The organism is Streptococcus sp. 3167, from assembly GCF_013277175.1.
GTDB classification, from domain to species: domain Bacteria; phylum Bacillota; class Bacilli; order Lactobacillales; family Streptococcaceae; genus Streptococcus; species Streptococcus pseudopneumoniae.
The window spans coordinates 1-841 of record NZ_VMML01000017.1 but is presented as its reverse complement, the minus strand read 5'-3'; the positions used below and the strand labels follow the sequence as shown (position 1 = coordinate 841).

1 pseudogene is annotated in these 841 nt (G+C 44.7%); it reads right to left on the bottom strand.

What is annotated here, in order from left to right:
- A pseudogene (locus tag HT678_RS11435) lies at window positions 1–841 on the bottom strand (hypothetical protein); the annotation flags it as partial.

Genomic DNA, 841 nt, shown 5'->3' with positions numbered 1-841 from the left:
GTATAGCGCTGTAAGCTTTCCTGTCTTTGACCATCTTGAGCAACATAGGCCTGAACAGCCGACAAATCCGTTCGCAATTCCTGCGCTGTTCGCTCAAAGCTAGCCTTAGCTTGTGTGATGAGACCATTGGTGTCTTCAAGCGCTGGACTCCAGTCTGTCGCTAGGGTACCTTTTTCAAGTTTAATCCTACGAATGAAAATAGTTCCTCCGTATCCTAAATCTGAATTGAATAGGATCATCTGTAGCTTGGATTCAGAGGGCGCATCCTCTTTAAAAAATACCGGACCTGTAAGCCTAAATCGCTGCCACTCCCTAGTCGCAGTGGACTTTGTTTGTCCCTCTATACCAAAGCCATTCCCACCATTATGCATCATGTGGAAAGGAAAAGAACCATCAACTTCATCGAGTTTATAATCAAACGAGAGAGTCCAAGTTGTCCCAATATCGGACTTTGAAAGATAGGGATCTAGATTATCAAACACAAAACCAAAACTAAAAGGAGACTGTTGAATTTTCTCGGAATCACGATAATAGTTCCGACCACCAACTTGCATATTTGAAAATTCTTCTCGCAATTTTCCAGCTTCAGCCACAACTAAGGTCTTATCTGCCTTGTCCTTGGTTGCGTTCAGGATTTCCTGGCGGATAGAGCCAGCTCGCACCTCAAATTCAGCCTGACTCAACTTCTGATTTAGTTTGTTCTGCGTGTCTGTCTCAAGACTCTTCACAGATTGCCGGATATTCTCAGCAGTCACGTTGAGGGAGCTGATATCCGCTTTGGTTCTGAGACCTTCAGTCAAACGCCTCACTCCAGCATCAAGAGCATCAGCGCGCTGATTAA